Source organism: Rhizobium indicum (assembly GCF_005862305.2).
Taxonomy (GTDB): domain Bacteria; phylum Pseudomonadota; class Alphaproteobacteria; order Rhizobiales; family Rhizobiaceae; genus Rhizobium; species Rhizobium indicum.
Genome location: NZ_CP054021.1, coordinates 284301 through 310459, shown reverse-complemented (window position 1 = coordinate 310459; position 26159 = coordinate 284301). Strand labels below are relative to the sequence as shown.

23 protein-coding genes and 1 pseudogene are annotated in these 26159 nt (G+C 61.0%); 7 read left to right on the top strand and 17 right to left on the bottom strand.

The genetic code is table 11. The features are described from left to right. Positions 1 to 55 precede the first annotated feature (55 nt). Positions 56 to 1036, bottom strand: coding sequence for a substrate-binding domain-containing protein (locus FFM53_RS01480; protein WP_138329464.1), 981 nt, complete (start codon positions 1034 to 1036; stop codon positions 56 to 58). A gap of 302 nt (positions 1037 to 1338) precedes the next feature. Between FFM53_RS01480 and FFM53_RS01475 the strand changes: the two genes are divergently transcribed. Beyond that, on the top strand, positions 1339 to 4185 hold the full coding sequence (locus tag FFM53_RS01475; RefSeq protein WP_210273015.1) for a M16 family metallopeptidase: 2847 nt from the start codon (positions 1339 to 1341) through the stop codon (positions 4183 to 4185). 14 nt (positions 4186 to 4199) lie between these two features. Here the strand turns inward: FFM53_RS01475 and FFM53_RS01470 are convergent, their stop codons facing one another. From FFM53_RS01470 to FFM53_RS01460, 3 genes are all read right to left on the bottom strand, one after another. Next, the gene (locus FFM53_RS01470; RefSeq protein ID WP_138389180.1) at positions 4200 to 4880 is read right to left on the bottom strand and encodes a GNAT family N-acetyltransferase; all 681 of its coding nucleotides are present in this window, start codon (positions 4878 to 4880) and stop codon (positions 4200 to 4202) included. Next, a complete protein-coding gene (locus tag FFM53_RS01465; protein ID WP_138389179.1) occupies positions 4877 to 5368 on the bottom strand; it encodes a MarR family winged helix-turn-helix transcriptional regulator in 492 nt (163 codons plus the stop codon). The genes FFM53_RS01470 and FFM53_RS01465 overlap by 4 nt, the downstream gene beginning before the upstream one ends. A gap of 116 nt (positions 5369 to 5484) precedes the next feature. Further along, the gene (locus FFM53_RS01460) at positions 5485 to 6705 is read right to left on the bottom strand and encodes an MFS transporter (protein ID WP_138389178.1); all 1221 of its coding nucleotides are present in this window, start codon (positions 6703 to 6705) and stop codon (positions 5485 to 5487) included. Positions 6706 to 6829: 124 nt separating this feature from the next. On the opposite strand from FFM53_RS01460, the gene FFM53_RS01455 reads away from it, so the two are divergent. Continuing rightward, positions 6830 to 8338 (top strand): winged helix-turn-helix domain-containing tetratricopeptide repeat protein, encoded by a 1509-nt coding sequence (locus tag FFM53_RS01455; RefSeq protein ID WP_138389177.1) that lies wholly within the window; start codon positions 6830 to 6832, stop codon positions 8336 to 8338. Positions 8339 to 8362: 24 nt separating this feature from the next. Here FFM53_RS01455 and FFM53_RS01450 read toward each other — a convergent pair whose 3' ends face one another. The 9 genes from FFM53_RS01450 to FFM53_RS01410 form a co-directional block, all read right to left on the bottom strand. Further along, entirely contained in the window at positions 8363 to 8896 is a 534-nt protein-coding gene (locus FFM53_RS01450) for a YidB family protein (protein WP_138389176.1), read from the bottom strand. A gap of 171 nt (positions 8897 to 9067) precedes the next feature. Next, positions 9068 to 9409 (bottom strand): hypothetical protein, encoded by a 342-nt coding sequence (locus tag FFM53_RS01445; RefSeq protein WP_138389299.1) that lies wholly within the window; start codon positions 9407 to 9409, stop codon positions 9068 to 9070. A gap of 286 nt (positions 9410 to 9695) precedes the next feature. Continuing rightward, positions 9696 to 10157, bottom strand: a complete 462-nt coding sequence (locus FFM53_RS01440) for a DUF411 domain-containing protein (protein WP_138389175.1) — start codon at positions 10155 to 10157, stop codon at positions 9696 to 9698. A gap of 56 nt (positions 10158 to 10213) precedes the next feature. Then, positions 10214 to 10501 (bottom strand): copper-binding protein, encoded by a 288-nt coding sequence (locus tag FFM53_RS01435; RefSeq protein WP_138389174.1) that lies wholly within the window; start codon positions 10499 to 10501, stop codon positions 10214 to 10216. Positions 10502 to 10523: 22 nt separating this feature from the next. Beyond that, positions 10524 to 11003, bottom strand: a complete 480-nt coding sequence (locus FFM53_RS01430; protein ID WP_138329455.1) for a cupredoxin domain-containing protein — start codon at positions 11001 to 11003, stop codon at positions 10524 to 10526. Positions 11004 to 11035: 32 nt separating this feature from the next. Continuing rightward, complete coding sequence (locus FFM53_RS01425) at positions 11036 to 12382, bottom strand: multicopper oxidase family protein (RefSeq protein ID WP_138389173.1); 1347 nt, start codon at positions 12380 to 12382, stop codon at positions 11036 to 11038. 13 nt (positions 12383 to 12395) lie between these two features. Beyond that, the gene (locus tag FFM53_RS01420) at positions 12396 to 13862 is read right to left on the bottom strand and encodes a TolC family protein (protein WP_138389172.1); all 1467 of its coding nucleotides are present in this window, start codon (positions 13860 to 13862) and stop codon (positions 12396 to 12398) included. Further along, complete coding sequence (locus FFM53_RS01415) at positions 13859 to 14086, bottom strand: hypothetical protein (protein WP_138389171.1); 228 nt, start codon at positions 14084 to 14086, stop codon at positions 13859 to 13861. Before FFM53_RS01415 ends, FFM53_RS01420 begins: the two co-directional genes overlap by 4 nt. 93 nt (positions 14087 to 14179) lie before the next feature. Then, positions 14180 to 14593, bottom strand: coding sequence for a hypothetical protein (locus FFM53_RS01410; RefSeq protein ID WP_171598774.1), 414 nt, complete (start codon positions 14591 to 14593; stop codon positions 14180 to 14182). A 239-nt stretch (positions 14594 to 14832) separates the two neighbouring features. Here FFM53_RS01410 and FFM53_RS36200 point away from each other — a divergent pair. Further along, positions 14833 to 14916 (top strand): annotated as a pseudogene (locus FFM53_RS36200) (cytochrome C); the annotation flags it as partial. A gap of 73 nt (positions 14917 to 14989) precedes the next feature. Here the strand turns inward: FFM53_RS36200 and FFM53_RS01405 are convergent. Further along, positions 14990 to 15670 (bottom strand): peroxiredoxin-like family protein, encoded by a 681-nt coding sequence (locus FFM53_RS01405; RefSeq protein ID WP_138329450.1) that lies wholly within the window; start codon positions 15668 to 15670, stop codon positions 14990 to 14992. 72 nt (positions 15671 to 15742) lie between these two features. Next, positions 15743 to 18985: an adenylate/guanylate cyclase domain-containing protein gene (locus FFM53_RS01400; RefSeq protein WP_138389297.1), complete on the bottom strand. Its 3243-nt coding sequence runs from the start codon at positions 18983 to 18985 to the stop codon at positions 15743 to 15745. 272 nt (positions 18986 to 19257) lie between these two features. Between FFM53_RS01400 and FFM53_RS01395 the strand changes: the two genes are divergently transcribed. Both FFM53_RS01395 and FFM53_RS01390 read left to right on the top strand, forming a co-directional pair. Next, positions 19258 to 19509 carry a ribbon-helix-helix domain-containing protein gene (locus FFM53_RS01395; RefSeq protein ID WP_129420972.1) on the top strand — a complete coding sequence of 84 codons (252 nt, stop codon included), beginning with the start codon at positions 19258 to 19260 and terminating at the stop codon, positions 19507 to 19509. A 2-nt stretch (positions 19510 to 19511) separates the two neighbouring features. Continuing rightward, on the top strand, positions 19512 to 19862 hold the full coding sequence (locus tag FFM53_RS01390; protein ID WP_138329448.1) for a type II toxin-antitoxin system RelE/ParE family toxin: 351 nt from the start codon (positions 19512 to 19514) through the stop codon (positions 19860 to 19862). Between the two features lie 209 nt (positions 19863 to 20071). On the opposite strand, the gene ilvB is transcribed toward FFM53_RS01390, so the two are convergent. Then, positions 20072 to 21778 carry a biosynthetic-type acetolactate synthase large subunit gene (gene ilvB / locus FFM53_RS01385; protein WP_138389170.1) on the bottom strand — a complete coding sequence of 569 codons (1707 nt, stop codon included), beginning with the start codon at positions 21776 to 21778 and terminating at the stop codon, positions 20072 to 20074. A 339-nt stretch (positions 21779 to 22117) separates the two neighbouring features. Then, a complete protein-coding gene (locus FFM53_RS01380; protein ID WP_138389169.1) occupies positions 22118 to 23206 on the bottom strand; it encodes a LacI family DNA-binding transcriptional regulator in 1089 nt (362 codons plus the stop codon). 349 nt (positions 23207 to 23555) lie between these two features. On the opposite strand from FFM53_RS01380, the gene FFM53_RS01375 reads away from it, so the two are divergent. Continuing rightward, on the top strand, positions 23556 to 24518 hold the full coding sequence (locus FFM53_RS01375) for a sugar-binding protein (protein ID WP_138389168.1): 963 nt from the start codon (positions 23556 to 23558) through the stop codon (positions 24516 to 24518). 81 nt (positions 24519 to 24599) lie between these two features. Next, positions 24600 to 26141 carry a sugar ABC transporter ATP-binding protein gene (locus tag FFM53_RS01370; protein WP_138389167.1) on the top strand — a complete coding sequence of 514 codons (1542 nt, stop codon included), beginning with the start codon at positions 24600 to 24602 and terminating at the stop codon, positions 26139 to 26141. The last annotated feature ends 18 nt before the right edge of the window (positions 26142 to 26159 follow it).

Genomic DNA, 26159 nt, shown 5'->3' with positions numbered 1-26159 from the left:
GAACAGGGCAAGGCCGCCACGCCGAGCGCGTGGCGGCCTTCTTGTTTCGCAAGCGTCAGATGGCGCGCACGGTGCCGCCGCGGCGAAGCGTATAGGCGACATCGAGATGACGGGCAGGGGCGGCATTCTCCGCCATGTCGAGAAGCAGCGAGGCGGCCGTTGCCCCCATGCTGGCATCCGGCATTTCAATGGTCGTCAGGGGTGGATCGATCAGCCGGCCGATGGCGATGCCGTCGAAGCCGGCGACCGAAACATCCCCAGGCACCGACAGCCCCTCGCGCTTCAGCGCGCCGATGACGCCGAGCGCCAGCAGATCGTTGGAGGCGATGATCGCCGTCGGCGCAAGCGAAGTCATCGCGACGCCAAGATCGAGCTGGTCATAGCCGCTGACGAACGGGATCTGCACGGCATCGAGGGGTGTCAGCCCGCTCACGGCCATGGCGTCGAGGTAACCGCGGTAGCGAAGGTGGGCGCGGTCGGAGGCGGCAAAATTACCGGAGAGAAACAGAATGCGGCGATGGCCCATGCCGATCAGGAAGGTCGTGATCTCGCGGCCGGCGCCGCGATTGTCGGCGGTAACAGCCGCCGGAAACTGCGCCGTCGGCAGGTTGTTGAGCAGCACGGTCGGCGGGAGCTTCGCAAGCAGCGCCTTGCTGGTGGATGGATCGCAGACGGTGAGGATCAGCCCGGTCGGCCGGTCGTTCAAGAGTGCTGCGACGGCATCGGCCTCGCGCGCCGGATCGTAATTCGACTGGGCGATCAAGACACCATGCCCGGCCACCAGCATGCGGTTCTGGATGCTCGACAGCGACGAGGCAAAGACCGGATTGGTGATGCTCGGGATCAGCACGCCGATGACGGGCCTGCGTCCGAGCCGCCCAGCAGACAGACCGGCCGGGCGATAGCCGAGTTCGGCGGCCGCACGGCGCACCTTGCGCACCATCAGGTCGCTGGCCGGTCCGTTGCGGTTGAGAACCCTGCTTGCGGTCGCCAGCGAGCATCCTGCTCGGAACGCGACCTGCTCCAATGTCGCCATCGAAAAACGCCTCCTGGTGACTGCATCGAGGCGCAATCCCTTAGGCGGGTTCGATGACATTGGTCTGACACCTAGAGCATGATGCCGAAAAGTGTGAGCGGTTTTCGGACGACATCATGCTCTAACTCTTTAATTGAGAACAGGATTCAGATTTTAGGCCGACCGGGCCTAAAATCATCCTGTTCTGGGCAGAGTTATCTACTTCTTATTCGTTACACACATGGAAGTTGATGGGAAATGCAACCTGTGGAATAGTCAGATTGACGCCATCTACCCCATTCATTCTCATCACCTGGACAAGAATGTCTCATAAAAAAATGGAATGCTCCACGGTGTGCTGGTTTCTCGCGACGGTCTCCCTCGTCGCAAGCTTCACGTCGCCAGCCTATGCGAACAGCCTGTCCGTGCCCTGGCCACAAACGCAAAGCGACATCAAAGCCGACCCTCATGTGCGTTTCGGCATGCTCGCCAACGGCATGCGGTTTGCGACTATGCGCAATGTCACGCCGCCCGGACAGGCAGCGATCCGCTTTCGCATTGGCTCAGGTTCGCTCGACGAAAACGACAACCAGCAGGGTCTGGCGCATTTTCTTGAGCACATGGCCTTCAAGGGTTCGACACATGTCGCCGAAGGGGAGATGATCCGTATCTTGCAGCGCAAGGGTTTGGCTTTCGGGCCGGACACCAACGCCCATACCTCTTATGACGAGACTGTCTATGCACTCGATCTGCCCGAGGTCGATGCAGACACGGTTTCGACGGGCCTGATGCTGATGCGAGAAACGGCGAGCGAGCTGACCCTCGACGCCGGCGCCTTCGATCGCGAACGCGGCGTCATCCTGTCGGAGGAGCGGCTGCGCGACACGCCGCAGTATCGCGCGGCGCTCGAAATCATGAATTCGTTGCTCGCCGGCAAGCGCGCGACCATGCGGGCACCGATCGGTAAAGCCGACATCATCAGCAATGCGCCTGTGGCCCTTGTCCGTGATTATTACCGGGCCAATTACCGACCCGATCGGGCAACGCTGGTGGTGGTGGGCGATGTCGACCCCGTCGCCATGGAAACGGAAATCCGGCAGCGCTTCGGCGACTGGAAGGCTGTGGATCCGACGCCGACAAAACCGGATCTCGGCACGCTGGTGACGAAAGGCGAAAGCGCCAACCTCATCGTTGTTCCCGGCGGCATGACGAGCGTACAGGTCGCCTGGACACGTCTCTATGACGCCGCGCCTGACACCTTCGCCAAGCGCCGCGCTGAGCTTATTGAAAATCTCGGTCTCATCGTGCTCAATCGCCGGGTTAGCACCATCGCCGGCAAGGCGGATGCTCCATTCATCAGTGCGGGCATCGGCTCTCAAGATCTCCTCGATTCCGCTCATGTCGTCCTGATCGCGGCGAACTCCGAGCCGGACAAATGGCAGGCGGCGCTCACGGGCATTGACCAGGAACAGCGTCGTATCCAGGAGTTCGGCGCTACGCAGGCGGAAATCGATCGCGAAATTCTCGACTATCGCTCGGCCCTGCAGGCTGCTGCGGCCGGAGCCGCGACGCGCACGACCACCGACGTCGCTTCCATGTTGGCGAGCAGCGTCGATGACGATCAAGTCTTCACCTCGCCTACCGAAGAACTCTCGCTGTTCGAGACGATGACGAACGGCGTCACGGCGGCCGAGGTCAATCAGGCGCTGCAGCATGCTTTCTCCGGCAACGGTCCGCAGGTCGTGCTACAGACGGCCCAATCACCTGAGGGCGGAGCCGACGCGGTTCGGCAAGTCTACGATGCGTCAAATGCCGTTGCCGTCTCGGCACTATCCAGTGCAACTGACGTCGCCTGGCCCTACGCCCATTTCGGCGCGCCGGGCGCTGTGGTCGAACGCCGCGCCATCGACGATCTCGGCTTGACCATGGTGCGCTTTTCCAACGGCGTGCGGCTTACCGTCAAGCCAACCAAGCTGCGTGCCAACGAAGTGCTGGTGCGTGAAGATATCGGCGGCGGTCGGCTGCACCTGCCGCACGACCGTTCCGCTCCGATCTGGGCATCTCCGGCCGTCGTGCTGTCCGGCGTGCAGGCCATGGATTACCAGGATATCCAGAAAGCGCTGACGGCCAACATCGTCAGCATCGATTTTTCGGTAGGCGACAGCTCCTTCAGGTTCGACGGTCATACAAGGACTGAAGATCTTGCGACGCAACTGCAGCTCATGACCGCATACACCTCCGATCCTGCCTATCGCCCCGAGGCGTTCAAGCGCGTGCAGCAAGCCTATTTGAGCGGTCTCGATCAGTATGAGGCGACGCCCGGCGGCATTGTCAGCCGCGATTTCCCAGGTCTCGTGCATTCGGGCGACCCGCGCTGGACCTTCCCCGATCGCGCGCAGTTGTCGGCCGCTCATCCAGACGATTTCGAGGCGCTATTCCAACCTATGATCTCCAACGGCCCGATCGATATCACCATTGTCGGCGACGTGGCGGTGGATGACGCGATCCGGCTGACGGCTGAAACCTTTGGCGCCTTGCCGCCGCGCCCGGAGATGATGTCGAGCGACGATCGGAACGAGGTGCGTTTTCCGGTGACGAACGAGAAGCCCGTTGTGGAGACCCATAACGGCAGGGCAGATAACGCCGCCGCCGCGGTAGGGGCTCCGATTGGTGATTTGCTTTCCGACCTGCCGCGGTCCTTCGCCGCCAATCTCGCCACCCAGATTTTCCAAAACAGGTTGATCGACCAGTTTCGCATCGCAGAAGGAGCAGGTTATGTGCTGGAGGGCGATGCTGACCTGTCAAGTGAAGTCCCTGGCTACGGCTACGCATATTTCTACGCCGAGACAGACCCGGCAAAGGTCGCGCGCTTCTACGCACTCGTCGACGAGATCGCCGAGGATCTGCGGTCGCATGATGTCTCCCCGGACGAACTTGCGCGCGCCCGGGAACCCATCATCGAGACACTGAAGCATCAGCAGCAGGGTAACGAATATTGGATTGAATATTTGCGCGGCGCTCAGACGGATTCGCGCGGCTTAGACCGGATACGCGACAATCTCAGCGGCTACGACAAGGTCGCCGCCGCAGATATCCGCGCGTTTGCCGCGACTTATTTCAGCCCGGAAAAATTCTGGAAATTCGAAGTGCTGCCGCCGCCGGTGCGATAGGTCGTGGGCACGGCTCAGGAACGGCGTTTGACCACGCGCATGTTCATCTCCGCGCGAAGCGCAAAACCATGTGTCTTGTAGAGCGAAATGGCCGACGTGTTCGCCGCATAGGCGTGCAGATAGGCGGTGTCGCCGCTCGATGCGATTTCGCCGGCAACGAAGCGAAAGAGCAGGGTGCCGAGGCCGCGTCCCTGGAAATCGGGATGGGTGCAAAGCCCGCTGAGCTCGATGAAGCCTGTCTGCCGCATCCGTTGCCCGGCCATCGCCACCAGGCGGCCTTCGCTCTTGATCCCCCAGAAGCTGCCGAGGCTCTGGGCTCGCAATGTGAACGGCCCAGGTTTGGTCAGTGTCGCCAAATCAAGCATGTCGGCGGCATCGGCCTCCGTCAGCGGCTGGATGCGAGAATCCGAAATCCTCTCATGGTGTCGCTCGGCAACCATCTGGACCACTGATGCCTCCGTGACGACGGCAAGACCCGGTGGAATGGCGATCGGCCCGGATTCGACGAGAATCATGCTCTCCTCCGGCGAAGGCAGGTTCTCCAGGGCGTCGAGGCTCTCCGGCGTATCGTCGGCTGACGCCGCGAAAGGAACGATGGAGGGTGGGTACCGCCGCGCGGACATGCCACCTTCGGCAAGATCGGCATGCGCGGTCTCCAACGCGCTCCAGATCGGTCGGTCGAGAATATGTTTCATTGTGTTTCCTCCTTGGCGGCGTTGCGGCGCGCAAGCGGCACCGCCGCAAGCCCGTCCTCGATGGCCGCGAGCTGTTCGAGGATCGGCCCGTCGAGATCGCCGCAGAGATCCGCAACGGCGGCGGCGATGCGCGGCCAGATCACCTTTTTCGAATAATCGACGAGGTCCTGTCCCTTGTCGGTCAGCGAGACCAGTCTCCGGCGCTGATCATCCGGGGCCGGCTGCATGTCGACGTAACCGAGTTCGAGAAGCTGGCCGATGGTGCGGGTTGCGCCGGGCTGGGTGATGCCCACCGCCTGTGCGAGCTCGCCGATCGTCAGCGGCCCAGACCGATCGATCGCTGCAAGGAATGGATATTGGCCCGCCTGAATGCCGAGACCGGCCTCGTCGATGACCTGCTGGGTATCGGCCTGCAGCCTTTCTCCGATGCGCCGCAGCCGGCTGCCCATGCACAGAAACCCCAGCGTTCGGACCACATCCTCGACCATGCCGATCTCCATTTGTATGGGATGTTATATAACATGTTATGCATTAAATGGCAATTCTTCTGAGCAAAGGGCCGGCAGGTGAAGCCGGGGCAGGGCGGCACGAGCAAGTGCCTCGATCAGCCCCGCCATCTCCTGGCCACCAGAAACACCGCCAGCACACAGCTGAGCAGGCCAAGGGACAATGGCAAACCCTGATGTCCGATCAGTTGCATCGCCAGTCCTGTCGCGGGCGATCCGACGATGCCGCCGATGCCCCATACCAAGGCGAAGGTCGCATTTCCGGCGATCAGGGCCTGGCCGGTGAAACGCTCGCCGAGCTGGATCAGCGACAAGGTGTAGATCCCGAACGAGACCCCGCCCCAGACGAAAACGAGCGGCCAGATAAGCCACGAATTGAAGGCCGACGGCAGCAGCAGGCAACTGGCGAGGCAAGCCAGGACACAGAAGAGCATCATCCGCGTCGAGCTGAACCGTTCGGCCAAGCGCCCGAGCAAAATCTGCAGCACGGCATTGCCGGCGATGAAACAGGTGATCAGCGAAGCGATACGCCCCTCGGCGCTGCCGAGGGCTGCGCCATAGACCGCGAAGAGGGAAAGCAGGGTCTGCTCGAAGGCGGCAGCCGTGAAAACCGCGAACAACAGCAGCGGCGCCAGTGCGAAGAAGCCGCCGACCGATGTTGCCTCGCCTTCGTCAGGCATCTCAGGCAGGCGTGGGACGACCGCAAGCACGATCAGGCCGCAGAGGAGGAGGGCCGCAATACCGATCAGGAAGGGCGGCCAACCCTCAGTGCCGGTGAGCCAGAGCGACAGCGGGCCGATGGCGAAGCCGCCCGAAACGATCGACGAATAGAGACCCATGATCCGGCTCCGGCGCGGCGCTGGCGTGATCGTGACCAGCCAGGTTTCGCTGATCACGTAAAGCGGATTGGCGAAGACGCCGAGCAGGAAGCGCAATGGCATCCAGGCCCACACGTCCTCAGTCCAGGCGATCGCAATCAGGGCGAGGGCGGCCAGGATCGAACACAAGATCGCCAACCGCGCCCCACCCACGCGCCGCGAAAGCGCCGGAATGAAGGGCGCCGATAGAATGAAACCGAGCGGCGTCATAGCCGCCGACAAGCCGATCAGGCCCGATGTCGTTCCCTGCCGTTCCAGGATGAAGCTGAGCAGCGGATAGGTCAGCCCCTGTGCCACGGCGAACACCGTGACCGTCGCGATGATGCCCGCCATCGCGGCCCATGGGATCCGCTCCGCTCGCAGCGATGTCGTGCCGTGCAAGTGCCGATGCGACAGGTCAACCGGTTCCACGCAGGAAATATCGTTCACAGCAACCTCCATAGGGTTTGAAGGGCCGGGGCCTTTCACCTGAAAGAGGATGAATTCTGCAGGATAGGGTGAGCGTCGTACTTAAGCTTTCCCAAAAAGTTCTCAAAAACGTCCAAACCGATTATAGATGCGCCCCATGCAGGGATCGCGCTTTGCCTTTGGTCCGTTCGTGCTTGATCCGGTGGCGGGAACGCTCCTTCGGAACGATGATCCCGTCGCAGTCGGCCATCGCGGGCTGAAGCTGCTTGCAGCACTCGTCGAACGATCCGGCGAAATCCTCGGCAAGGCCGAGTTGATGGACGCGGCGTGGCCGGGCATATCAGTCGAGGAAGGCAACCTAACCGTCCAGATCGCACAGCTGCGCAAGCTGCTTGGTCCGGCCGCCGACGGCGGTGAATGGATCTCCACGGTTCCGCGCGTCGGCTACCGCTTCATAGGTGCCATCAATCAGCTCGGCGGCGTCAAACGAAAACCTTTGCCGCTGCCCGACAAACCATCGATATCAGTGCTGCCCTTCGTGAATATCAGCAACGATCCCGAGCAGGAATCCTTCGCGGATGGGCTGACCGAAGACCTGATCACCGACCTCTCCAGGATGCCGGGCCTGTTCGTCATCGCCCGCAACTCGGCTTTCGCCTACAAAGGCAAGGCGAGGGACGTGCGCGAGATCGCCGAGGAACTCGGCGTGCGTTACCTGCTGCAGGGTAGCGCAAGACGGGCAGCGGGACAGGTGCGCATCAACGCCCAACTGGTCGATGCGGCAAGTGGCGATCATCTATGGGCGGAACGCTTCGATCGCAGCCTGGACGATATCTTTGCCGTTCAGGACGAGGTGACGGCCAAGATCGTGGAGGCGCTGCTCGGCCGGCTGCGCGTACCGCCGCCGCGCAACCGGCCCAAAAATCTCGAGGCTTACGATCTCTGCGTGCGGGCGCGCAGGCTGATGGACGATACGCCGCAGACGGCGCGGGAAGCGCATCTGATGCTGACGCGCGCGATTGTCCTCGATCCTGATTATGCCGAGGCCTATCGCTGGCTTGCCATGAACCACTGGATGGGAGAGGTGCATAGCGGCGGACCAACGCAACCCACCCGTGACCTTGCTTTGGGGCTGGCGCGCAAGGCTGTCGCGATCGATCCCAACGATGCCGGCTGCCGCTGGATACTGGCTTATCTACTTGCCTATGAGCGCAGCTTCGACGAGGCGGAAGCGGAATTTGCCAAGGCGATCGAACTCGACCCGAACGAGGCCGACACCTTCGCGGCGCTATCCGACATCGCGGTCCTGGCCGGGCGGGTCGGGGAGGGCCTCGAGCATATCGCCAAGGCCTTCCGGTTGAACCCGTTTCCGGCAAGCTGGTACTATCTGGCGCTCGGCCAGGCGCAATATGCTGCCGGCCAATACGCAACCGCTGTCGAGACGCTGCGCAACGACGAGACCTATCGCACGAGCTCACGCCGTTTCCTGGCGGCAAGTCTTGCCCAACTCGGCCGGCTCGACGAGGCACGCGCCGAGGCCGAACTGTTTCTCGTCGCCAACCCGCATTTTTCAACCCGCCACTGGGCGGCGACCGAGCCATTCCGCGACGCTCGGACGCTTGAGCATTTCGTTGACGGCTACCGCAAGGCGGGACTTCCGGAGTGACGCGTGCCTCAAGACGGCCCGTGATTAGATGGTGCCGGGCCGCGTGGAGGTGGTGAACTGGCTCTCGGAAGACAAAAAATCCTCTTCGGCGGTGGGCAGTTTTCCGTTTGGTGTCAGGTCGTCGACCGCTTTGGGAAGATCGCGCTTCAGCCGCTCAAGAATCTCTTGATGCGAAAGGCCGGTATTGGCAGCGATCTCGTTGAGAACCTCCGGCCCCAGTGCTTCCGCGAGCTGGCCGTCATCGATGTCGGCATTTGGACCGGGCTGTACCCACGACTCCGCCTTGTCACCGTGACCATTCTGCTGAAACGTCTTCAGCAGATCGCCGAGACCGCCGCTGACGATGCTGCCTGATGTCAACCCGCCCAGAAGGCCGCCGAGACCACCCGAACCGGTCAGTCCGCCAAGAAGGCCGCCAAGCCCGCCGGGCTGCTGGTTTCCCGCGCCAGCCTGCTGGGGGTTCTGGATGCCCCGTAGGAGCTCTCCGATCTTGTCTCTGTTTTGGTAGCCGGCAACGGCAAGGACGGCGAGAAGCGCCTTCAATTGACCGCTCATCATGATGAATCCTCCTATGGTGCTCCAAGGTGCACGCGACCCAAAGTAGGGCGCTGCATGGGCAGCAATGTCCAGAGGGGCCAAAGGTTCCGCCGCTTTGAAAACAAGGGCTCACGGCTGACCGTTCGACGATCTCGAAGGCCAGCTGTCCCACTTCATTTGCTCACGCCGCGGTCAGATTTCCGGGCAGCCTCGGCGGTTTGCAAAGGTCATTCGTTCCGGTCCACGGCGAGTCATCCCCTGCACGACGATACTGCGGGGAGACATGCGTACGATCTGCGCTCTGCGAAGTCCTTCGCTACGTGCGATGTCGAGAGCATCATCCGGGTCGCATCCGCGCCGTCCGCGCCGATCATATCCGTCATATCTGTCACGATCGAGATTACGATCGTAAACCCCGACGCCACCGGGGCCGACCCGCAACTCCAAGTCCTGCGCTGCCGCGATCGTCGGCGAGATCGTCAAGCCGCTTATCGCAGCCAAGCCGACCAGTACGAACTGAAGAGATTTCCGCATGAGTTCCTCCCATGATCCTATGTTTATCGTAATGACAACATCGCCATGCGAGATTTGTTCCTTGAGGTAAGAGGGCTCGGTGAGGGCGCCGAACGTGTCGTTCGTCTCATCGAAAGCGCGTCGCATGAATCCAATTCGATGCGGCGCGCTTTAAAGATCATTCGTTTCAACAGCCATGTTCGACGCCGTCGACGCGGCAACCGGTCGATCAGTCTCAGTCTGGCGCAGCGCGATTCCGCTCCGGTTCCCTGATCGGCCGCCGGCTCTGGCCTGATCGATCGCGACGTCAGCCCTTCCGGGGACGGACCTCCAGGAATACGTATGGCGCGCCGGTTCCCGAGGGGATCGCATACACGTCATAGGACGCCTGCGGGTCGTCGCCCATTCCCAACGAGCCGGACGGCATGCCCGGCACGGCCAGCCCTCGGACCGGCGGTCGCTCCTGCAACAGGCGCTGGACGGCCTCGAGCGGCACGTGTCCCTCGACGTAATATTCCTCGACGACGGCGGTGTGGCATCCCTGCATGTCGGCCGGCACGCCCAACCGCGCCTTGACCGCTGCAAGGTCGTCGGTGTCGCGAGCGTCGAGGGTAAATCCTGCCGCTGCCATCGCCTTCGACCATTCATGACAGCAGCCGCAGTTTGGATCCTTGTAGACGGTCATCTTCGCCGGCGCGGCGGCGCGTGTCCCTCCGCCAAGGAACGCCAGGGCGGATGCCGCCATTGTAATAAAGCTTCTCCTGTGCATCGTCTCCACTCCTTGATGTCCTGCCGCCCGGATCGAGACCGGGCGGCAGGAGCCCCCTATTTTACTTCGGTGACGGTCAGCTTGCCATTCACGCGTTCGGCGACGAACTCGATCTTCGAACCTTCCTTCAGCCTTTCGAGCAGAGCCGGGTCTTCGACCCGGAAAACCATCGTCATCGCAGGCATGTCGAGGTTCTTCAGGTCCTCATGCTTGATGGTCACCTTGTTCGTTTTGGCGTCGACCTTGTTGACGACACCCTTGGTGAATTCCTGGGCGAACGCACCAAAGGCCGCGCTGGCAGAGAGCAGGACGGCCACGCTGATTTTGATCATGACAGTTTTCATGTTCGTAGCTCCTTTTTGCGGATTATTTCCCAGCGACGGTGACGTCGCCGTGCATGCCGGCTTCGTAATGGCCGGGGATCAGGCAGGCGAACTTGAATTCGCCGTCGGTAGTGAACTTCCAGACGATCTCGCCGGATTGACCAGCCGGAAGGCGGATGGAATTGGCGTCGGCGTGTTCCATTTCCGGGAACTTCTCCATGATCTTCTTGTGCTCCAGAATCTTGTCTTCCTGATCGAGCACGAATTCGTGGTCGATCGTTCCGGCATTCTTGATCGCGATCTTGACCGTCTGCCCCTTGCGGACGTTGAAGGCTGCGGGAGTAAACAGCATCTTTCCGTCGTCGGTTTCCTTCATCGTGACGCGGATGGTCTGTGTCGCCTTGGCCTTGTCGCCGGGTTCTCCGATAGCCATCTTCTCGCCGTGGCCGCCGGCATGATTGCCGGAGGCAAGTGCTGGCGACGCGAGTGCTGCGAGGGCCAATGCCATAAGATAATTTTTCATCCGTAATTCCTTTTCGATGTTGAGATCAGATCTCAGCCGTTTGTCGGCTTCGGCGTGATTTGCGTTTTTGCATCTTTGGCCTTGGTCACGTCCGGAAGTTCTCCGGTCCACTCGAAGGCCTGCGTTCCGGGCGGGTTTTCGTACCAGCCAGGATCTGAGTAATCGTCCGCCGAAATCCCCTCGCGGACCTTCACGACCGAGAACATGCCGCCCATTTCGATCGGACCATGCGGCCCCCAGCCGGTCATCATCGGAACGGTGTTTTCGGGGATGGGCATTTCCATTTCGCCCATGTCGGCCATGCCCTTGGTGCCCATGGGCATGTATTCCGGCTGCAGCTTCCTGATCTTTTCGGCGACCTTCGATTTGTCCGCACCTATGAAGGTTGGAATGTCGTGACCCATGGCGTTCATCGTGTGGTGCGACTTGTGGCAGTGGATCGCCCAGTCGCCGAGATACTTGGCGTCGAACTCGTAGGCACGCATCGCGCCGACAGGGATGTCGATGCTCACCTCCGGCCACCGCGCTTCCGGCCGCACCCAGCCGCCGTCGGTACAGGTCACCTCGAAATCGTAGCCATGCATGTGGACCGGATGGTTGGTCATCGTCAGGTTGCCGACGCGGACCCGCACCCTGTCGTTCTTCGACACGACCAGCGGGCTGATGTCCGGAAACACGCGGCTGTTCCAGCACCACATGTTGAAGTCGGTCATCTCCATGATCCGCGGCACGTAGGAGCCGGGGTCGATGTCGTAGGCGTTGAGCAGGAAGACGAAGTCTCGGTCGACGCGCATGAACTTGGGATCTTTCGGATGGATCACGAAGAAACCCATCATGCCCATGGCCATCTGCACCATCTCGTCGGAATGCGGGTGGTACATGAAGGTGCCGGATTTCACGAGGTCGAACTCGTACACATAGGTCTTGCCAACTGGAATATGCGGCTGTGTCAGTCCGCCGACGCCGTCCATGCCCGAGGGCAGGATCATGCCGTGCCAGTGGATCGTCGTGTGCTCCGGCAGCTTGTTGGTGACGAAGATGCGGACGCGATCTCCCTCGACCGCCTCGATCGTCGGTCCCGGTGACTGTCCGTTGTAGCCCCACAGATAGGCGGTCATGCCGTCTGCCATCTCGCGTTCGACCGGTTCGGCGACCAGGTGGAACTCCTTGACGCCATTGTTCATCCTGTGCGGCAGGGTCCAGCCGTTGAGGGTGACCACGGGCTGATAGTCTGGACCTGAGGCAGGGTGGAGTGGCGGCTGCATGTCCGCCGATTCCATGGTCGGTGCGTCGGGCAGGCCCATCGCCGCCGTCTTCGTCCAGGCGGCTGCGGTGAGCAGAGCGGCGCTGGCTCCAAAGAGTTGTCGTCTGTTGAACATGGAGTGTCCTTTCTCAATGACCGCCGCCAGCGCTGCTTTCGGAAGCAGCGGCGACCTCGGTCTCTGCCGACGCCTTCGTCGCGCCGCCGCCGTAGATCGCAGGCGCCAGATCGGCTTCGGCCAGCCAGAAATCTCGCTTCGCGTTGACGGAGAGCAGGATGGAGTTGATCTTGTCGCGGGTGTCTGTCAGCAGCTCGAAGGTGTTCGAGATCATGCCGTTGTAGGTCAGCAGGGATTCTTCCTCGACCTTGGTGCGCAACGGCACGACGCTATTGCGGTAGTGCCGCGCGATATCGTAGTTCGAGCGGTAAGCCTCGTAGGCGGAGCGTGCTTCCGAGCGGACGTTGACGGCTTTCTCCGCCAAGAGGTTCGCCGCCCGCATGTAGGCCAGCTCGGACTTGCGCATCCGGGCCTTGCCGGTGTCGAAGATCGGAATGGCGAATTCAAGCTCGACCTGCGCGGTGGTTCGCGTTTTCGTCTCGTCGTCCTCGATTTCGCGTTCCGTTTCGAAACCGGTCAGGACTTCGAGGTCGGTCACATAGCGTGTCGCCTCGGTGAGGCCGTAGGACTTGGCCGTGGCCTCAAGGTCGAGCTTTGCGATCTGCAGATCGATGCGGTTCCTGAGAGCCTCGGCCTCGATGGTATTGCGTCTGACGACGGAGTTGGGGAGCGGCGGCAGGCTGTTCGGGACCTGATAGTCCAGATCGGAGCCCCATAGACCCATCAGCCGCGTCAACTCCTCCTTGGCAAGACGGGCGGACAGGCGGGCCTTCGCCGTTTCTCCGGCGAGTTCGGCGACGAAGACATGTTCACGGGCTTGAGCGCCCTTGGTCATTGCGCCGGTCTCGCCAAGCTTCTCCGCGAGTTCTGAGGCTGCGTCGGCGGTCGCCTGGGCACGCTGGAGCTGCCCGACGGTCTCCCATGACGCCACCGCGCCGATCCAGGCGCGCCGGGTGTCGGCGGCGACCTGAAGTGTCTTCACCGCCGAGGTCAATTGCGCTTGCCGGAAGCGGGTGTCGGCGATCGCCATGTCCCTGTTCTTCGTGGCGAGCGCCAGGATGTTCGTCGTGATCATCCCTTCGATCGTTTTGAACGCCTGCAGTTCCGGAGTTCCGATCCCGGTCGTGCCGATGGAGACGGTCGGGTTGATGAACATCGTCGACTGCCAAGCGTCGGCGGCGCTGTCGCCAAGGTCGGCATAGGCGGCTTGGAGGCCCTTGTTGTTGAGCAACGCGATCTGGACGGCCGTCTCGACGTCGAGAGGCTTCGTCCGAGCAAGCAGACTTTTGACCTGCGCGGCCGCCGATCGGGCCTGGTTCTGGTTCTGGATCCAGACGGTCTCTTTCGCCGTGACAATGGCGGTTTTGTTGGCAACGGAGGTGAAACCCGCCTCTTTGCGGGAATAGTCGGCGCCTGTAACGCAGCCGCTCAAGGCGAGCGGGAGTGCCAGCGCCGCGATCAGTCTTGTGGTGCCGATCATGAGTCGTCTCCATTCATGGGAGACTGCAGATCGTTCTGTCTGCGCCAGCGTTTGGGATCGACCGGCTGCCGGGCGACATAGCCTGCGATCGGCGACCTGTATGCCGCCGGAAGTGCGGACGGCTGGTCGACCGCGGTGGGAGACGCCACCACGTCGGGAGGAAGTGTGGATGCGCAGCCGCCGACGATAAGCGGCAGCCCCACCACGAAAAGCGAGGGTTTCATTATGAAATTTCCGAATAGGAGATAGCCTACGGGCCGCTCGCCCCGAAGCAGGCAAGCGTCCGACTAGACCCGATCAAACGGGTACGTCTCTATTCAGATATTCGGGGGACGGTGGAGGGGCGGCAGCTCGCCAACGGTTGTTCGATCGTCGATGAACTGCCGGATCGAGGTTACGACGGGTCCGCCGACATCCTGGCCTTCACAAATGATGCCGAGCCCGCCACAGAAATCCTTGCAGCATTCTTGCTTGACAGGCTTCGATGCGCCATCTGCGTCGTCACTGACGTCGCCCTGGGAGTGGTCATGAACAGCCATCTTCGTCATGTCATGGCTATCGTGATGCTGCACAGCATCGGTTTCGGACACGACCGCTGCCATTTCGGGGAACGAGGAGCCATGCATGGCGGCGCTGGCGTTCGACAGCGAGTACCCCGCCAGTGATACGATGATCACCAGCCGCATCATCACGAGCAGCCTGCTCATTGCGATTCGGTACATCTTGCCCATGCTCCTCGAACTACATGCAAAGCAGTTCGATTTCAATTGCGACTCATCTGTCGTCGATGTTCGAGTCCTTTATGTGGCACGGAGCCGCTCATCCCGTTCACGATCCTGGTGTTCGTCGCCAAGACCGGCCGCTATGTCGTGCTGACGCTGGCAACTCTAGAAATTCTCGGCTGATCGTTTCCGGCGCGAGAACACCATCCGGTCGACCGTCTCGTCACGGGCGACCAGCGTGTTCCAGACTGCTGGCAATGCCGGCGGAACGCGCGTTCCACCTCATGCTCCAGACCTGCACGACCTGCCACGCCAAGTTCAGGATGGAATAAGGGCGATCACGCGGGACCGGGAATTGCTCGCCTTGTTCAATCGTCCGACCTTTCAAGCACGGCCTCATTCGCTTCAAACAGCCATGTTCGACGCAGCCGACATCACTTCCCGAGGGGCGGGACCGCCGAACATATGGCGACCATCCTCCTCGACTTCCGTGAAACACCAGCGCACGACGCCATCCCGATCGAGCAGGAATTCGCCGACGAGTTGGCCGTGGCCGGTGGCGATCATCTGCTTGTCATCCTCGGTGATTTCATAGCCGTCCGCCTTGTCGAGGAATTCCGACGCCGCCATCGGGTCCATAGGCGCTGGAAGCTCGCCCGGCATGTCGATGCGCATCGACATCACCGTGTTCATGCTGACTTTGCGCGGCCACTCATTCTCATCTTCGGTGAATTGAAGATTCGGCAGGCCGAAGGCCCTGTGCGATACCCGTTCCGGGTCTGACGCCGCCAGCAGATTGGGAAGCGGATGGTAGCGGAAATAGAGGCGAGCGCGCTCGATCGGCGTGTTGACGATGGTCAGGCTATCGATGCCTTTCTCCTGCAATGCGTCGGTGAGTTCGGCCATGGCGGCGATCTGCCGGCGACAGAAGGGGCAATGCAATCCGCGGAACAACCCGACGAACACCGGCTTCTGGCCGCGAAAATCGTCGATGGCAACCTTGCCCTGGCGGGTGATCGCATCCAGCACCACGTTCGGCGCGCGATCTCCCGGCTGCAACGGTCTTGCGGCGTGGTTCTCCTGCATGTTTCGTTCCTCCCTTTATGCTTTTGAATCGATTTGCCTAATCGATCTCCTGCGGTTGTTGAACGGGGACAGTCAGTCGAGAAACGGCAGGACGACGAGCGTGCCTGGATCGAGGTTGTGGCGGATGCACACATCCTGTGCCAGCGTGAAATACCGTTCTGCCTCGTCCATGTCGTCATGCTCGAGGCTGAGTGTCGCCAAGCCATCATAGCACGGAAACAGCAGTTGCGGCTCGTCAATTTCCTTCGCGACCTCAAGGGCTTCCTCGTAATACTTACGGGCTAGCTTCGGCTGCCCGTGGCATTGATGAATTTGGCCCAGCACGATCAGCGGCACGGAGAGATGGTCGCGCTGATCGAGCGCCCGGTCGATTTCGACGGCTTTTTCCGCGGCCGGTACACCCTCGGCGGCGCAGCGATCGGTGAAGGTGCAGCAGGCAACGGCGAGGTTGGCGAGAAGCCGCGCCTGGAAGCCGAGATCGCCGATACGGGTCGCAAGCTCCAGCCCGCGCCGGCAGATCTTGATGGCGTTGGCCGGGTCGACAATCGTGTAGAGAACGCCGAGATTGGAATAGGCGCGACAGGCGGCACTTTGCAGATCGGCTTTTTCAGCGACCGAGAGGCTGCGCTCCACTTCCTGCACGGCCTCGCGGCGACGCCCGAGCCGCGCAAAGGCCGCCCCCTTGGTGTTCAGCGCCTCCGCCATCGCTCGCGCTGTCTCCCGTCCGGTCTCGGTCGTCCCGTCGATCGGCAGCGTTTGCAGGCATTGCAATGCCTGCGTCGCCCACTCGGCGGCAGCGGCCTGATCCCCCATGCGGAAGGCCAGATGGCCGCGCTCCTGCAGGACATGTGCACGTTCGACCGGCGCATCGATTGTTGCGATTATCGCTTCGGCTTCGGCCAAATGTGTCTCCGCTTGATCGCGGCGTCCTGCATCAAGATGCAAACGGCCGACCTTGCGCAATATCCGCGCTGCGGCAATAGGGTTGTCTTTGGTCCGGTGAATCGCAAGCGCTCGTTGATAATGGTTTACGGCGGCGTCGCGGAGGCCGGCAGGGCCACAGAGATCGGCAAGACGCTCGAGAAGCGCGAGTTGCTCTGGTGTAACCTCCGCCTCGTTTGCGAAGGCCGCAAGGGCCTGACGGTAGAGGCGCATCGCATCGTCATTGGCGTAGGTTTTGCGCGCCAGATCGCCCGCCGCCATCAGATAGCTGGCCCCCTTGGCCTTTTCAGTGGTCAGGCTGAAGTGATGGCCGAGCTGCGCCAGATGCTCGGGCCGGTCGGGCGCTACGCCATATTGACGTTCCAGAACCCGGCCGATCCGTTGATGAAGCTCCATGCGCCGTTGCAGCAGGAGATTGTGGTAGATGACGTCGTGCATCAGCGTTTGGCTGAAGCGATAGCCAGGCGAGCTGCCGGCATCGGGCCCGCGCAATTCCTCGATGATATTGGCATCGCAGAGATGATCCAATGCAGCATCGATGGCGGCCGGGTCGGTGGCGATAGTGCGGAGCAGGGCGGTATCGAACTTCGGGCCGACCACCGCCGCCTCTTGCGCCAGCCGTCTGATGTCCTGTGGTAGACGATCGACGCGGGCAAGCAACAGGGCTTGCAGGTTCACCGGGATATCGACATCCGTGTCTTCTGCTGCGACATGCCAGCGTTGGCCGTCATTGTGCAACGTGCCCATGTCGATCAGTGCCCGAAGGATTTCTTCGATGAAAAGCGGATTGCCGCCAGCGCGGTCGAGGATGCGCTTGCGCATCGTTACCGGCAACTTGCCATGATCCACGCCAAAAAACGCAGCAAGCAGCTTCTGCCCGTCGGCGGCAAAGAGTGGGGCAAGACGCTGCACGGTGACACTGACACGATTGGAGTCCAGTGGGTCGGTCTGCGATGTCGGCCGGTAGATCGCCAGCAGCATCAACCGGCTGCGCTCCAGCCGGTCCATCATGAAGCGAAGCACTTCCAGCGAGGCGGCGTCGGCCCAGTGCAGATCCTCGATGACAAGCAGCAGGGGACCTTGCGCCAGCCGCCGCTCAAAGACGGTGCGGATGCCATAGAAGATCTGCCGCCGCAACTGCTCTGGCTCGATGTGCCGCAACGCGCCATCGGGATCGCCGAGGCCCAGGACATGCAGAAAGAGCGGCAGAAGCCCCTCGACCTCCTCCTGCGCCAGATCGAGCGCGCGGAACCCCGTTGCCAGCAATTGCCGCGCCCTGTCGAGATCGTCCCGCTCGCCGATGCCGTAGGCGATGCGTACGACCGCGCCGAGCGTACCATAGGATTGTTCGCCGAGCGGAGAGCAGGTCGCTTTGCGGATGGCGAGGCCCTGGAAACGGGCGGCATTGCCGGCGGTTGCGACGAATTCGTTGACCAGCCGCGACTTGCCGATACCGGCTTCGCCGATCAGCCGGACAAGCTGCGCTGCGCCGCCGCAGGCAAGGTCGAGGCATGTCAGCAACCCCGACAACTCCGTATCCCGTCCGATCATCGGCGCCCGAAGGCCGAAACTTTCAAGCCCGCGCGCCGTATGCGGCGCTTCCGACAGCCCTGTCAGCCGATGGACAAGGACGTTTCCGCTTTTGCCGCGCAACGTCTGCGCGCCGAGACTGTCGAAGGCAAAGGCATGGCGGGTGAGGCGATAGGTCAGCGGCCCGACAAGGATATCGTTTTCGCCGGCCATGGATTGCAGGCGTTGGGCGGTGTTTACCGTGTCGCCGGTCACGGAATAGGATTTTGTACTGACCGCACCAAAGCCGCCGGTAACGACAGGGCCGCTATTGATGCCGATATGCAGACGCAGCGGCACGCCGGCGCGGGCGTGCCAGCGCTCGCCGACCTGCGTCGCCCGACCGATCATATCGAGTGCAGCACCAAGCGCCCGGACCGGATCGTCCTCATGGGCGACCGGCGCGCCGAACAGCGCCAGCAGTGCATCGCCGACGAACTTGTCGACGAAGCCGCCATAGGCTTCGACCGCCTGGGTCATCTCTTCGAACAATTCGTTCTGCAGCACCCGCATGACTTCAGGATCGATCTGCTCGCTCAGGGTCGTGAAGCCGCAGAGATCGGCAAAGAGCACGGTCACCGGCCGCCGGTCGGCATCGCCCTCCGATTGAGCTAGCGCCTCAATCTTCGGCTTCGTTGCGGGTTGGACTTTACCGGATATCGGCGCGCCACATTGGGGGCAGAAGGCAAAATCGGGCTGACAAGGATAGCCGCAGGCGGCGCACGATATCGGTTGCCTTGCGCCGCATCGCGGACAGAAAGCAAAACCGCTCTGAACATCGAACCCGCAGCCGCTGCACTCCATCGGACGCATCTCACGAAACCCCGATGTACGGCTATTTCAGCCGCAACCAGCAGGCCTCAGACAGGGGACAAGCATGAACCTGCTGCCCCAGGCCCGCAAGCACTAAACACAAGCGGCGGAACGACTAGGATGATCCTGGTCAGAAGATCTTAAGACAGCCAGGTCGCAGAGTGAGGTTCGAGAAACCATGTCACGATCAAATTCTTTGTGATGAATATTGACAATATATGCTACGCTGCCCCACGTTAGAGGAAGAACGAAAGGGTAGGCCGATGGCATCGGGCAGCATTCATGTGAAGGTCAGCGGCGTGCTGCAAGATCACATTCAGCAGCAGATCGGTGACGACGGCCTCTATGAGAATGCGAGCGAGTACATTCGCGCACTGATCCGACGCGACTTGCAAACGCGCGACGAGGCATGGGATGCCCTGCAAAAGGAACTTGCACCCGCGATGCGTGCCGACGACAGCGAGTTTGTCGTCGTTTCCGCTGAAGACGTTATCCGCCGCAACAAGCGCCGCTGAGCATGGTAGCCTATCGGTTTTATCCACGCGCTGACGCCGCGCAGGACAAGATTTGGCGTGACACTTTCGAGGCGTGGGGAGAAAAACAGGCAGATGCGTACATTCTCGGGCTGCACGTTTATTTGCAGCGTTTATGCGAGGATCGCCTGATCTGGCGACGGCTTCCGCAACGGTTGGCAGTTCCCGCTGACATCAGGCGTCGGGCCTATTTCAGCCGCTATGAGCATCACTACCTGTTCTTTCGTGAACTTGAGAACGGTGATCTTGGCGTCATGAGCATTCTTCACGAACGGATGGATTTACCGGTGCGGCTTAAAGAGGACCTGGCCGCTCTTTCAAACAAAGAGTCGTGACATACTATCTTTGGTCGGAACGGCGCGTACCTGGAATTCCTCGGACCGCATTCGGCTTCTCTGCGGCCTGAAGAAAATCGATCTCATAGAGCGGCATAAATACATGACCGAGACGCCAGCCTCGATCATGAGGTCCTGGGCAAGCATAGACGATGACTGCGGGCTGCAGGATCGCACGGCTTGCTTTTGGGGTGTTCGATCACCGGCCGTTACTGCCGAAGGGTGTCGGCGAGCCTTGCAACTCGGCAGTGAAGGAGCACCGGCCGGTCCACGTTGATCATCTCCTCGATCCTGGCATCGAGTTCGCTCGGGCTCTCGCAGCGAAGGCCGACGGCGCCATAGGCTTCCGCGAGCTTGGTGAAATCGGGCAGCGAGGCCGAATAAGCGCGCGATCGACCATTGTCATCCGGTACCTGACCCCATTCTCGCGCCATGCCCGGATGCTCATCGCTCAAGATGAAGATCTTGATCGGCGCTTGATGCTGTATCGCCGTCGACAGCTCTTTCATCGTCGTCTGCACCGACGCGTCGCCGGCAATGTCGATGACAAGGCGGCCGGGATTTGCGAGCTGCGCCCCCAGCGCGGCAGGAAGACCGAAGCCCATAGTTCCCAATCGCCCTGAGATAATCCAGCGATTTGGCCTGTCAAAACCGAAGAACTGCGCCACCCACGTCTGCTGACCGATCTCCGTGGCGATGATGGGGTCGTGCGACTTTGTCAGCGCATGCAGGCGCTCCAAGGCATGTTGCGGCATGATTGCATGGTCCAGCCGCTCGTAGGAAAACGAATGATGGGCTCGCCAAAGGTCGATCTGTGTCCACCACGCCCGCAACCGCTTCTGGTCGGGGGCGGTGGAAAGTGACCGCCAGGCATGGACCATATCCGCCAGCACATGCGCGGCGTCGCCTTGAATGCCGATATCGACGGGAACGCGTTTGTTGATCGACGAGGCATCGATATCGATATGGATTTTCTTCGATTGAGGCGAAAACTCATGGACGCGCGAGATTGGGAGATCGTCAAACCGCGCGCCGATGGCGATCATCAGGTCGCAATCGCCAATTGCCGTATTGGCTTCATGCGAGCCGTCCTGTCCGGCGACTCGCAGCCAACTCGGTCCGGTGGCCGGATAGGCTCCAAGACCCATGAGCGTGGAGGTGACCGGGAAGCCGGTGAGGTCGGCGAGTTCGCGCAACAATCGCGACGCCTCCGGTCCCGAATTGATGACGCCGCCGCCTGTATAGATGATGGGTCGTCGGGCTTCGGCCATCAATGCGACAGTCGCCCGGATCGCATTCTGATCGCCTTGCACCGCGGGCTGGTAGCTCGGCAGCGGAGATACCTGGTCGGGTGAGACATAGGCCCCACTGGCGAAGAGCACGTCCTTCGGCATGTCGACGAGAACAGGGCCGGGTCGACCCGCCGCCGCAATCCGGAAAGCCAGATGAATCGTTTTGGCCAGATCGTCGATGTGGTTGACCAGGAAATTGTGCTTTGTGCAGGGGCGGGTGATGCCGACCGTATCGCATTCCTGAAAAGCGTCCGTGCCGATCAGATTTGTCGGCACCTGACCGGAGAGGCAGACGATCGGAACGGAGTCCATAAGGGCATTCTGCAGCGCCGTGACCGCATTTGTAACGCCCGGTCCCGATGTCACCAGCATGACGCCAACTCGTCCCGTCGAACGGGCATAGCCTTCGGCTGCGTGTCCGGCGCCTTGCTCGTGGCGCACCAGGAAATGTTTGATGTCCTCTTGTTGGAATATTTCGTCATAGATCGGCAGCACCGCGGCGCCGGGGTAACCGAAAATGTGTTCGACACCGTTGTCGCGTAGCGCCTGCAGAACGATCTCGCCTCCGTTCATGAGACGATCAGAAGGCGTATTGAGGGAAAAGTTGGCTTTCTCGCCGGTCATATCTGGGTTCCGTCGTAAGTGAAGTGATGGGTGCGACGGGGCATGAAAAAAGGCCCCGTCAGGGACCTGTTTTCGGCGCATGGGTGGCTATTGCCGAACGATCAGACCGTCCTGCCCATGCGCGATATCACCACTACGAGAACCATTGTGATTTTCATGGGCGATAGAGCTAGCTCCAAATCTACACGTCGTCAACGTCGTCTCTGCGCAGATTGTATCTGTGGTTGAGAATATTTGAGATCAGTGGTTCGTCAGTGACGAGGCAAGGGCAGGTGACGAACCGCTCGCAACCTATCGACCAAAGGCATCTGCCCGTTCTATCGCCCGCGAACCCAAGTCCTATGGCGAGGTATGTGCGCCATCGAAGATCTGCCGCGCCTCGGCCCGCGGCGCGGCGACGGAATGACGCTTAACGAGCGAGCATTCGAGCTTCGCAATGGGATAGCGCTTGCCGGGTGTACTTTCCGGGTTGAGATGTTCGATCGCCCATTGCCCCATGGCAAGATGTGGAAGGACCGAAGTCGTCAGCGGGGGTACAAGATGTCGTGAAATTTCTTCGTCGTCATAACCCACCACCGACATGTCCTGGGGAATGCGAAGCCCTGCATCCTTGAGCGCTTCATAGCACCCGATGGCGGTGCGGTCGTTCTGGCAGAAGATCGCGGTGGGCGGCTCTTTCAGAGCAAGCAGTTTCATCGTGGAAGCATAGCCGGCACCGGCCGACCAGTCGCCCTCAATGACCAATTCCGGATCGAAGGGTATATCGGCGGTCGCCAGCGCGCGGCGATATCCCGTCAACCGGTCCTGCGCCGCCTGCATCCAGATTTCGCCGGTGATCGTCGCGATACGATGGTGTCCGTGCATGATCAGATGCCGGGTGGAACTCTGCCCTCCCGCGATCTCGCTCGGCACCACGGCGGGAAAGGCATGGTCTGCCGTATAACAGTTCAGCAGGACCGTCGGGATGTTGAGCTTGCTGACATAGGATGGAAGCTCCACCTGGCGGGTATAGATTGTCATATAGATGAGCGCCGATATGCCTCCGCTCGTCAACGCCTCGATTGCCTTCGGCTCCATGACGGGGTCACTGAGCGTCTGGGTTACCAGAAGGACATTGCCGGCGTTCCAGGAGGCTTGCCGCGCGCCTTCGATCGCAACGATCGCTTCCGGGCTGGTGGCGAGTTGATCCACGGCGAAACCGATGACGTTGTCCAGTCCCGAATAAGAGGCCTTCGTCGCATAGGTCTTCTCCATATAGCCGAGCGCCCGCGCCGCCTCCAATACGCGATCGCGTGTTTGCTGTGAGATGCGGGTGCCGGGCGTGTCGTTGAGGACGAAGGAGACGGCCGCCTGCGAGCAGCCAGCCGCCGCGGCGATGTCCATCATCGTCACGCGCACAGGCTTATTTGGGGTCTTTGGTTTTCGCATTCGTGGAAACTGTCTCTGCTTGTGATAACGGGTCAGGGTGACTGATCGTCGGTTTGGGTAATTAATATTAGCATCTATCTGAAAGCGCTGGCAATTGCATGAATTGTTGCAATGCCGTCAGTTATTGGCAAATGCCAGTACAAAATTGCCATCCGAGCCACTGCGCGATGAAATGTTTTGATCTGCATTGATAATACTATTTACTAATTAAATTTCTTGTATACCGTCAGGGGGCGATCGGAACCTATGCCACTCGTCGCTTTGCGACGGCCCTAGGAGGGGGCGCGCATCCGGCCGGCCGTAAATCGCAAACGGGCCCATGCAACTGCGGCCCCTCGGGAGGTGTATTATGAAACAGCTGAAACGCAATACAGCCTTGTTCTTCGCCGGGCTGATGCTGAGCGCGGCGCCGATTGCCGTATCACATGCCGCCGACAAACCGACACTTGCATTCGTCGTCAACGGAGCGTCCGACTTCTGGAAAGCTGCAGAGGCGGGCGTGAAGAAGGCGCAGAGCGAGATGCCGGACTACCAGATGGAACTTAAATACCCTGAGCAGGCGGCTGTCGCCATTCAGCAGCGTCTCATGGAGGATCTCGTCAGCGCCGGCGTCAAGGGGATCATGGTCTCCGCGGTCGACCCCAAGACCCAGACGGACGGCCTCAACAAGATCGGCTCGCAGACGGCACTCTTCACCACAGACAGCGACGCACCGAAGACCAACCGCGTCGCCTATATCGGCTCATCCAACATCGACGCCGGCATGCAGGCCGCCGAGATCGCCAAGAAAGCGATGCCGGACGGCGGCAAATGCATCGGCTTTGTCGGCCTGCTTGGCGCCGACAATGCCAAGGAGCGCATCCAGGGCATGAAGGACGGCCTGAAAGGCACGAAGATCGAGCTGACGGATGTACGCGGTGACGATATCGACCAGACGCGTGCAAAGAAGAATGTCGAGGATGCGCTGGTGGCCAGCCCAGACGTCACCTGCATGGTCGGCTTCTACTCCTACAATACGCCGCGCATCTATGAGGCGCTGCGCGACGCCGGCAAACTCGGCCAGATCACCGTCGTCGGCTTCGATGACGATCCGATCACGCTCGGCGGTGTCAAGGAAGGCACGATCGCGGCGACCGTCGTGCAGCAACCGTTCGAATGGGCTTATCAGGGCATGAAGCTGATGGCGGCCTACCTCAAGGGCGACAAATCAGGCGTTCCCAGCAATGGCTTGATCATCATCCCGACAGTGATCATCGGCAAGGATGACGTTGACAAGTATGCCGCCAGCCTGAAGGCTATGTCTGGAAAATAACCCTTCTTCGCGGCGGCGGCACTCGCCGCTGCCGCGACAGACGAGTCATGCCGACACAGCATCAGCTGCCATGGACAGGCGATGAACCATAGCTCCGACATCCCGTCACCGGACCCACTTGCAACGCCGTTCCTTTCGCTTTCCGGCGTTGGCAAGACCTATCCGGGCGTCGTTGCGCTTGAGGGCCTGTCGATCGACATCATGCCGGGCGAGGTCATCGGCCTCGTCGGCGAGAACGGGGCTGGAAAATCGACGCTGATGAAGATTCTCGGCGGCGTGATCGCACCCGACCGAGGCACAATCCTGCTCGACGGCGCAGAGCTTCGTTTCCTCACTGTGGAATCGAGCATCGCATCCGGCATCGCCTTTGTGCACCAAGAACTCAATCTCTTTGAGAATCTCGACGTTGCCGCCAATATCTTTCTGGGCCGCGAACCGCTGAAGGCCGGACCTTTCAAACTCGTCGATCGCGATCGGCTGCGAGACATGGTGAAGCCGCTCTTGAAGCGGGTAGGGGCTCATTTTTCCGCCGACACACCCGTGGCATCGCTTTCCCTTGCCGAGCAGCAGATGGTGGAAATCGCCAAGGCGCTGTCCATCAACGCCAGGCTCGTCATCTTCGACGAACCCACGTCCAGCCTGCCGCTGGCCGAAACCGAGCGGCTCTTGAGCATTATCAAATCGCTGAAAGCGGATGGCATCAGTGTCATTTTCATCTCGCATCGCCTCCACGAGGTTGAGCGCGTCGCAGACCGCGTCGTGGTCCTGCGCGACGGCACGCTTGCGGGCACTCTCGCCAAGAAAGACATCGGCCACGACCAGATGGTCAAGCTGATGATCGGCCGGGTGCTTGCGGCCCGGACCGCAAAACCGCAGCGCTCGCCCGGCTCGGTTGCGCTGAAGGCAAGCGGCGTGCGCACCGAGGCCTATCCCGGCCGTCCCGTTGATCTGGAAATCCGGTATGGCGAAATCATGGGGCTTGCAGGGCTCGTGGGATCGGGCCGCACCGAGCTTGCAAAAGTACTCTTCGGCATCGACCGGAGCTACGGCGGAGCCATTCTGCAGGACGGGCGGCAAATTGCGGTCAATTCTGCCCGCGACGCCGTCGCTCGCGGCATTTTCCTTGTCCCGGAGGATCGCAAGCGCAACGGTATTCTTCTTGATTTCCCGATCGCCCAGAACATAAGCCTTGCCGATCTCCCCAAGCTCTCCAGCCGCTTCATGCTTTCTGCCGAGCGGGAGAGGGCGACGGCCGAAAAGCAGCGCCTTCGCCTTGGTATCAAGGCGCCCTCCGTTTCGACGCGAACCGGCACTCTGTCCGGCGGCAACCAGCAGAAGGTGGTGCTTGCCAAGTGGTTGTCGATGAGCCCGAAGGTGATGATCTTCGACGAGCCGACACGCGGCATCGATATCGGCGCGAAGAACGAGATCTACGGTCTGATGCGAGCGCTTGCCGATGCCGGAGTGGCGATCCTGATGATCTCCAGCGATATGGAAGAGGTGATCGGCGTTTCTGGCCGCATCGCCGTCATGCACGAGGGCCAGATCGCCGGCATATTGGAAGAGGACGAAATCAGCCAGGAAAGCGTCCTTTTGCTTGCTGTCGGCAAAAGGGTAAAATAGCGGCTGCGGCCAATATAA